The sequence below is a fragment of the Flavobacterium sp. genome (assembly GCF_044339515.1).
Lineage (GTDB): Bacteria > Bacteroidota > Bacteroidia > Flavobacteriales > Flavobacteriaceae > Flavobacterium.
The window spans coordinates 1-7616 of record NZ_JBIIVK010000083.1 but is presented as its reverse complement, the minus strand read 5'-3'; the positions used below and the strand labels follow the sequence as shown (position 1 = coordinate 7616).

The window sequence follows — 7616 nt, the reverse complement described above, 5'->3', positions numbered from 1 at the left end:
CTCTTAAACAAATTCCATTGTTTATTAAAGCAGGATTTAGAACTGAAATAATCAGTCTTGACCTAGATCCTGATGATTTTACGCGTGAGTACAAGGAAGTTATTACTCTGTCTGAAGGATTAAACAACATGTTTAATCAACCCAATGTCAGAAAAGATGGTTTCCAGTTGCTGATTGAAGACAAACTTCAAGGCACTGAAATCGATATTTCATTTGAAGCAAAATACCTATGCGAAATTATAGCAGCTATTCAAGACGATTACCTGGTGGAAGTCTATAAAAAATGGTTATCAAAAGAAAGCAAGATTTCTTTAACCATTATTAAAAACTGGATAAAAGAAGCAAAAGACAACTTAATTGAGGTAAACGTTGAAGAATTTTGGCCGGAATATGAATTACCAAAGTCTGTCAAAATACCATTTTCACAACTGGAAAAAGATGTAAAACAGTACGGAATGTTCATGGCTAACAATAAAATTTGGATGACTACAGACGAAGGAAGTGATGGCAAAACCCATTTTACAGCGAAGTCGAATTTTGAAATTGAAGTATTGCAGCACATGAACGACGAAAAATTTCCTATGAAATTAATGCGTATTAAAAACATTCATGGCTTAGAGAAAATATTTGACACACCTTCAGAGAACCTTAACACACCACAATCTTTTGATAATACCGTAACCGGTCATGGTAATTTTAGGTTTGATGGAAACCGTGCCGATTTGCTTCGGCTTAGAACATTTCTTTTTGACAAAATGGGCAACGGCCGTAAGATAGATGTATTAGGATGGCAACCTGATGGAAGCTTTTGGTGTTGGAACAATAAGATTACATTAGAAGACGGCTCAGAAGTTCCGATGAATGAGCATGGAATATTTGTAATTGGTGAAACTCATTTTTACGTACCATCAGCCAATCAAATTTATAAAAACAACAGCTTTAAATACGATGCTCAAAAGCGTTTTCGCGTAATTCACAACAACGTTTCTTTCGAAACATTTGCATTAAAAGTTAAACAAGTTCACCGTGAGCACGCTATTTCATCGCTTCTTTTCGCAGTAGCTTCCCTGTTCCAAGATATAGTTGTAGAAAAACTGAATAACTTTCCTATTCTGTTTTTTTACGGACCAGGTTCTTCAGGGAAAGATGAATTGGCAGCAATCGTTCAAAGCTTCGTAGGAGTTCCGCAAACCGCTATTAACTTAGAAGGTCAAGTTTCTACGGTGAAAGCACAGGTACGTGAGTTTGCTCAATTCAGAAATGGAATTTCGCAATTGTCGGAATATAAAACCGGCAATCCGCAACTGGATGGAATGCTTAAAGCTCTATGGGATCGTCGCGGATATAAAAGGGGAAACATTGAAAGCCACGTAGGAACCGAAAGTATTCCGATTGAAAGCTCCGCCATTTTAACCGGTAATCAATTCCCTAACGAAGAACCATTGATCCTTCGTTTGATTTGGAATGAAATGACTAAAAACGAATTCAACCAGGACGAAATGAAATCGTTTGACGAATTGCGTGATATACGTGAAAAAGGTGTTTCAGGGTATTCAGATGAATTTTTCAGACACAGAAAATTAGTTGTTGAACAGTTTGAAAAACAACAGCGGAATTGGAAAGGAATTTTAAGCGAAAATTTCCCTGATGCTAAATCAAGGATTATAAGCAACCTTTCTATTCTGTCTTCGTTCTACAGCATTTTTAAAGACATCGTGAATTTTCCTTTTACGCAAAACGAAATGATGGAGCATTTCAGAAAAGGAATAGATCAGCAGATACGAAAAATAAACTCAGCATCGATACTCAACCGTTTTTGGGATTGTTTTATTGCCGGTTTACGAGGTCCAAGAGAAACCAGAATTCAGCAAGGTTATATTGTTTCAACCGAAGGAAACAATCTATACATCCAATGGACACATTGTTACAATAAAATTCAAACAGAATGGATTGCACGTTACAGAGAGTTGGCACCAAGCAAAACAGTTTTTAAAGAACAAATAGAAAAATCAGGGGCATTTGTAGAAGATTTAAGTGTATGGACTTTTGGAGAAGGACGTAACGGACACAGAAGCTCGGCGATGGTTATAAATCTTGACAGATTAAACGAGGACATTAAAACAGATATTGTCAATTCAATTCTGTATCAGATAAACGAAGGTTCGTTGTGGGAACAAAAGAAAACAGAGGCTGTAACAGAGCCAATTCTATCGGAAAATCCGACGCTTGATTTGCCTTTTTGATTTTTCCCCTGCAACCCCTTAAAAAAAATAAAATGTATAAAGATAGCTGGCGACCCTTAAAAAAACTCTCAACTTTCTCAACATAGTTAAAATGTTGTTTTTCAAGTTTTTAATGTTGAGAAAAGTGTTGAGAATGTTGTAGAAAGTTGAGAAAAAGAAATGAGTTTCTGCAACATTCTCAACATAAAAAAAGGTAAGTTGTTGAAAATCAAGGAGTGAGAAGTTGAGAAAATAAAAACCCATTTTCAGTTAAAAAGAACGAAAAAAAAATTTTTTTTTATGAAGACAATAAAAATTAGAGGAGGTTTAAGATTAGCATCTTTTCAAGATGTTTTTCATAATCAAATTCCAATAGCAAATAAAATGCTTTTTATGAAAGATCATCTTACGCATGAATTTGAAGGGGTTTATATTATTCCTGAAATCTGTGTGGTTCCATTAAACTATACTGAATTAGCGGAGCAAAACTTATGGAAAGCATCTAACCAAGCTACCTTGAGAGAACTACGAAACGGTTTAATTAATCATCAATTTTATGTTTTATCAGAAAAATATAATGCTCTGGAATACAATTTTAAACTGGAATTAAAACCAGCTGAAGAGTTTGATTTTTATGGAGGACCCAAAACCATAAAACCGAATGTGCTGTATTTTACAAAAACTTCACTAAATCAGGTTTCCGGTCCATTCTATATGAAACCAGGTGCGGACTATAATTATGTTATGAATGCCATCGAAAATGACAAGTTATATGTTCCTACCAAAAAACAAAATTTTGAACCTTATGTAGTGCAAGTAGCATCATAAAAAATTTAATTTAAAATAAAGCAAAATGTATAGTTATTCAGAATTAAAAGCGATTTGGAAAAATTGTAACACTGGTGAAGAATGGGATTATTGCTTAGGAATATTTTCAGAACTATTAGATGATCCTGAGTTTTTAAAAAAAACAAATCCGGATTGGCAAAAGAATTTTCAAAAACAATCCTTAAAGCAGCTTAACAAACTGATAGCGATCGGAAAAGCATAAACAGAATCAATTTAAATTATTACATATGAACATCTCGCATTTCTTTTTTCAGCTGAGCTACAGCACAGCTTTAAAAAACAAGCTTCAGCAAGAAGCTTATCAGTACCTTAAAAGCTTGAATCAAAACGTGATTCACGCTGACGACATCCAACAAGCTCAAAAAATCATTTTAGAAGAGCTGGAAAAAATCAATCAGAAATATCCGCGATGCAAAGCGTTGAACGTTTCTTTCAACGATAGAAGTCAACGCGAAATGGATAATAAAATTTATCTCTCCGGTTTTCCTGAAGTAACCTTCCACATCATCCCCGGAGAACTCAAACACATGAGCTGTTTACCTTATAAATCACTTTCAAATAATTAATCATGGCTAAAAGAAAATACGCCCGAATGGGAGAAAAAGAAAACGGTTACGAATGCACAAAGCGTTCATGTAAATGGCAAGGACTTGATAGTGAAAAAGCATTAAAAAAAAGAAATGAAAATCAAACAGATCATGTATGCCCAAAATGTGGAAATAATGAATTCTATGGACTTTTAAATTATAAAAAACAATAACATGAAAAAACTAAAATTAATCTTCTGTCAAGCCTTTAGTGATTACAAAGGCACAGATATATATCACATTGATGAAATCACACACGCTACCTTCAAAGGTCGTGAGCTCTTTAATTTCTGTGAACTGTATGCCGGCCGTGCCGAGTATGCTTACGGAAAAAAACACCGTCGTATTGCGTTTGCAAAAGGACTTCTTCTCGGGTTGGTAATTGGTGTAATCGTTTATTTTTTGAAGTGATGAACTTCACAGCCACTTACACCGGAACGGATGACTCACTTTGGAAGAATGGTAAAACCTACCAGCTCTTCCTGAACCGTAACTCAATGATGGTTTACCAAGCCGGAACTACCATCGTAAAAACCTACCGAAGTCTGCATGACTTTCTGAGCGATTTTAATTTGATAATAAATAATAAGTAACCATGCTAACCGTAAACAAAGACCAAACCCCGCAATTGCTTGAAAATGCTTTTAGCACTTCGTTTTTATTTGAAGAACGATTTTTTACAGTTGGAAATAAAGAATGCTTCACTTCTTTATTATGTGACATTATGAAAAAACTTCGTGATTTAAGATTTTACAATACTTGTGATGTTTTAAAAAGACCATTAAAAGTAACCTCAATTGCATTGCATAGAGGAAATAATTTCATAGCACATTGCAAAATTGAAAATACAGAAGATTTCTTTTATTTAAACACTCATTATTTAGCACTACTAAAATGAGTGCTAACGTTTTCCCAGCTTTGCGAGGTTGCGACCTCAAAACCTAAATTTTACAAACACAAAACACACTTAAAATTATGACTAAAGTTTCCAAAAAATCACAGAACAAGCAATCTTGCAAAACTGGTGTTAGTGGAAGTCGTTTTGTTCCAATGCTGTTTTCAACGCCAATGGTTCAAGCGATATTAAATAAAACTAAAACTGAAACTAGAAGAGCTCAAGGTTTAGAAAAAATAAATGAAAATCCTGATAATTATATTTATAAAGGGATTTCAGCTAATAATAAATATCATTTATTTACTAATGTTAATGAGCCAAAAGGAATTAATTATACAGAATCTACAGAATCTATAGAATCAAAAATAAAAATTAATGATATTATTTGGGTTCGTGAAACATTTTCTAATGGTTGCATAGAAAACGGCAAAAACACAGGTTTTAGATATAAAGCCGATGATGAAAGTTTTAATGTAAAATGGAAACCATCTTTATTTATGCCGAAAGATGCTTGTAGAATTTTCTTAAAATGTGTTTCGGTTCACGTTGAAAGACTGCAAGATATTGATGAACAAAGTGCAATGAATGAGGGAATTATGAAACAAAAAACTATGATAAAAGACTGCAACGGTAATTCTGTTTATATTTATGGTGCTACACATTATGCTATGAATGGAGCTTGGTCCGGATGTCATAAATCTGCTATTTCTGCATTTAGGAGTTTATGGTATGAAATAAATGGTTTTGAAAGTTGGAATAAAAACCTTTTTGTTTGGGTCTATAAATTTGAACGCATTGAGCGTCCTCACGATTTCCACTAATTTAATAATATCATTCTGTTTAGTTTATTTTCTAAACATTGTGTTTTTAGCGTCTGTTTGGTTAAGCTGTTGCACAACGTTCGAGTGCTTTATTTAGTGGCTTGATTTCAAGAACAAGCCACTAAAACACAAAACAAAGATTGAAGCCAACAGCGGTTTTTCCGCAGGAAAAACCTAACCCAAGCCATTGAATAAAACACGTGTTAACTGATGGCTTAATATTTATAAAATTATGAAAAACACTTTTAATACTTTAAGAAAAAAAGAAAGAGGAAAATTTCCATACATAGTAATAGATGAAAATGGAGTTCAAAAATATTTGTTTGAAGTAACTAAAAAAACTTCTCTTTCTGAAATAATTGACATTGAGCAATTATTTAATGATGATGAATTAATATTTGCATCGACTGATTTGGATTTTTCCAATCATACTTCAACAATTGATGCTTGTAATATTTACGAAGTTGGAGATAGAAAATTAAGACCATTTTACTTTTACTCAAATGGCTTTTTTTCTCCAACAGTTGTAAAAGAGTTAACTGATCCAAGAGGTGGAAAATATAAACGGCTTTGGCTTAAAACTGGTTTTGTCGATTTAAAAATGGTTTCGACATCTACGTCAAAAGCTATCAGTTAACGTACGTTGGATTATTGTCGTCAGGTGGCGACAAACACAAAACCATAAATCGATTAATCACTAAAAATAACAAGAAATGACAAAACATTCAGAGAATACCGAATCCGCCACTTGCGACAATAATGTGTTAGCAGATGGTATTATAGAAAAAGCTATTGAATTACTTCCTACTTGTTTTTACGAGCCAAATCATACAGGTTTTTTTGTAAAGCAAGATGATAAAGATATGGGAAATGAAGATTTCTGCGAAGCTTGTATTGATGATGCTGTTTTAGAAGCTAAAAACAATAATAAAGCAAGACGTAATGAAATTTTAGATAAATACAAACAAATTGAAGAAACAGGATTTTACAACGGCAAAGATTGTAGTCATTATCCAAAAGAGTTAATTGCATCATCTAAAAAATCAGAATTAAAAAAATTTCCAAAAAAATCAAAATTCACATACGAAGGACACGACCCTGATTTTAGTGGTGGAGAAAGTGAACCAAAAAGTTGCGCTGATTGTGGTCATTATTTTTATACAAATTTTGAGCCTGATGAAGAATGTGCAAATAGATTACTTGAAGATTTGAACGATGGGGATTTATTTAAAGATGATTATAAAGAATCATTAAAATGGAAATTAGAAATCGCTTTTGGAAATTACGATTATTGCGATTCTGATGTAAAAGAAATTTTAGTTAAATGTGCTGAAATTGTCATTAAAACCTACTCGTCTGATACTATCTGCTAACGTTCGAGTGCTTTGCTTCAGTTGTGCCTAACCGCAAACTACTTTCGGCACAATTGAGCAAAACACTTGTTAGTGTATAGCCGTTTAATTTAAAATATATAAAAAATGCCAAAACAGAAAAAGCTACAAGATTTAAACCATAAAATTAGTACGGAAAACATACTAAAATGTTTATGGGCAATTAGAGATAAAGACCAATTTTATTTTATCTCTTATGGAACTGAAATGATTAATAATTTAATAAAACAACAAAATGGAAAAGTTAGGTGAAGCAATTGTATTTTTATGCATAGTATGTGTATTAATATTTTGGGGAGGTTATGAATTAGTAGATTGGCTTTTTATTGACGATTCAATAAGAAGTGAAAAAATTATCGAACCTGAAATTGAATTAGTAGTAAAAGACAATGTAGTAGATACTATTTACGTTTATCGTCATCCTTAAAAGCTCTACTACGGTTTACACTAACGTTATGTGGCTACACGATTTTGCCAAATATACAAAATTAAGTTTTGGTTAAGCAATGAATAAAACAAGTACAAAACAAACATTAAATAACTCCAGAAGTGGCAATATTGTGTAACCACTGTTATCACTTCGGCTTTTAAAAACACAAAAATTATGACAACAGATGAAATGTTAATTGAAATTGTAAAGTACAATTATAAAACCGCTGGTTTTCCTTATGTTTTTATGGACTATTCACAATTTAGAAAAACTTGGTCTATTACTTGGAGAAATCCAGTTGATTTTGTTAATCAAGACACAAGAGAAGGAAAAAATCCAAATGAAGCTTGTAAAAAAGCACTTGAATTTATAAAAAGTAATCCGAGTATTTTTAGCCGTTCCAACCAAGCTGAGTGATAAC

General features: G+C 32.8%; 12 protein-coding genes and 1 pseudogene. All 13 read left to right on the top strand.

The window, feature by feature from the left end; genetic code table 11:
- Positions 1 to 2243: pseudogene (locus ACIQ0M_RS15015) on the top strand (DNA primase); the annotation flags it as partial.
- Positions 2244 to 2522: 279 nt separating this feature from the next.
- On the top strand, positions 2523 to 3050 hold the full coding sequence (locus tag ACIQ0M_RS15010; RefSeq protein WP_396153688.1) for a hypothetical protein: 528 nt from the start codon (positions 2523 to 2525) through the stop codon (positions 3048 to 3050).
- Positions 3051 to 3075: 25 nt separating this feature from the next.
- A complete protein-coding gene (locus ACIQ0M_RS15005; protein ID WP_396153686.1) occupies positions 3076 to 3273 on the top strand; it encodes a hypothetical protein in 198 nt (65 codons plus the stop codon).
- A gap of 25 nt (positions 3274 to 3298) precedes the next feature.
- Entirely contained in the window at positions 3299 to 3637 is a 339-nt protein-coding gene (locus ACIQ0M_RS15000) for a hypothetical protein (protein ID WP_396153684.1), read from the top strand.
- Positions 3638 to 3639: 2 nt separating this feature from the next.
- A complete protein-coding gene (locus ACIQ0M_RS14995; RefSeq protein ID WP_396153682.1) occupies positions 3640 to 3831 on the top strand; it encodes a hypothetical protein in 192 nt (63 codons plus the stop codon).
- Between the two features lies 1 nt (position 3832).
- Positions 3833 to 4069 (top strand): hypothetical protein, encoded by a 237-nt coding sequence (locus tag ACIQ0M_RS14990; protein WP_396153680.1) that lies wholly within the window; start codon positions 3833 to 3835, stop codon positions 4067 to 4069.
- Positions 4069 to 4251 carry a hypothetical protein gene (locus tag ACIQ0M_RS14985; RefSeq protein ID WP_396153678.1) on the top strand — a complete coding sequence of 61 codons (183 nt, stop codon included), beginning with the start codon at positions 4069 to 4071 and terminating at the stop codon, positions 4249 to 4251. The genes ACIQ0M_RS14990 and ACIQ0M_RS14985 overlap by 1 nt, the downstream gene beginning before the upstream one ends.
- Before the next feature lie 2 nt (positions 4252 to 4253).
- On the top strand, positions 4254 to 4556 hold the full coding sequence (locus tag ACIQ0M_RS14980) for a hypothetical protein (protein WP_396153677.1): 303 nt from the start codon (positions 4254 to 4256) through the stop codon (positions 4554 to 4556).
- Between the two features lie 77 nt (positions 4557 to 4633).
- The gene (locus tag ACIQ0M_RS14975) at positions 4634 to 5374 is read left to right on the top strand and encodes a hypothetical protein (RefSeq protein ID WP_396153675.1); all 741 of its coding nucleotides are present in this window, start codon (positions 4634 to 4636) and stop codon (positions 5372 to 5374) included.
- A 232-nt stretch (positions 5375 to 5606) separates the two neighbouring features.
- Positions 5607 to 6011, top strand: coding sequence for a hypothetical protein (locus ACIQ0M_RS14970; protein ID WP_396153673.1), 405 nt, complete (start codon positions 5607 to 5609; stop codon positions 6009 to 6011).
- Between the two features lie 76 nt (positions 6012 to 6087).
- Positions 6088 to 6747, top strand: coding sequence for a hypothetical protein (locus ACIQ0M_RS14965; RefSeq protein WP_396153671.1), 660 nt, complete (start codon positions 6088 to 6090; stop codon positions 6745 to 6747).
- A gap of 253 nt (positions 6748 to 7000) precedes the next feature.
- Entirely contained in the window at positions 7001 to 7192 is a 192-nt protein-coding gene (locus tag ACIQ0M_RS14960; RefSeq protein WP_396153670.1) for a hypothetical protein, read from the top strand.
- A 177-nt stretch (positions 7193 to 7369) separates the two neighbouring features.
- On the top strand, positions 7370 to 7612 hold the full coding sequence (locus tag ACIQ0M_RS14955) for a hypothetical protein (protein ID WP_396153668.1): 243 nt from the start codon (positions 7370 to 7372) through the stop codon (positions 7610 to 7612).
- Positions 7613 to 7616 lie beyond the last annotated feature (4 nt).

Coding starts and splice junctions, on each gene's coding strand:
- ACIQ0M_RS15005 (WP_396153686.1), top strand. CDS start 3,076: ATGTATAGTTATTCAGAATTAAAAGCGATTTGGAAAAATTGTAACACT.
- ACIQ0M_RS14965 (WP_396153671.1), top strand. CDS start 6,088: ATGACAAAACATTCAGAGAATACCGAATCCGCCACTTGCGACAATAAT.
- ACIQ0M_RS14955 (WP_396153668.1), top strand. CDS start 7,370: ATGACAACAGATGAAATGTTAATTGAAATTGTAAAGTACAATTATAAA.
- ACIQ0M_RS15010 (WP_396153688.1), top strand. CDS start 2,523: ATGAAGACAATAAAAATTAGAGGAGGTTTAAGATTAGCATCTTTTCAA.
- ACIQ0M_RS14990 (WP_396153680.1), top strand. CDS start 3,833: ATGAAAAAACTAAAATTAATCTTCTGTCAAGCCTTTAGTGATTACAAA.
- ACIQ0M_RS15000 (WP_396153684.1), top strand. CDS start 3,299: ATGAACATCTCGCATTTCTTTTTTCAGCTGAGCTACAGCACAGCTTTA.
- ACIQ0M_RS14960 (WP_396153670.1), top strand. CDS start 7,001: ATGGAAAAGTTAGGTGAAGCAATTGTATTTTTATGCATAGTATGTGTA.
- ACIQ0M_RS14970 (WP_396153673.1), top strand. CDS start 5,607: ATGAAAAACACTTTTAATACTTTAAGAAAAAAAGAAAGAGGAAAATTT.
- ACIQ0M_RS14995 (WP_396153682.1), top strand. CDS start 3,640: ATGGCTAAAAGAAAATACGCCCGAATGGGAGAAAAAGAAAACGGTTAC.
- ACIQ0M_RS14975 (WP_396153675.1), top strand. CDS start 4,634: ATGACTAAAGTTTCCAAAAAATCACAGAACAAGCAATCTTGCAAAACT.
- ACIQ0M_RS14980 (WP_396153677.1), top strand. CDS start 4,254: ATGCTAACCGTAAACAAAGACCAAACCCCGCAATTGCTTGAAAATGCT.
- ACIQ0M_RS14985 (WP_396153678.1), top strand. CDS start 4,069: ATGAACTTCACAGCCACTTACACCGGAACGGATGACTCACTTTGGAAG.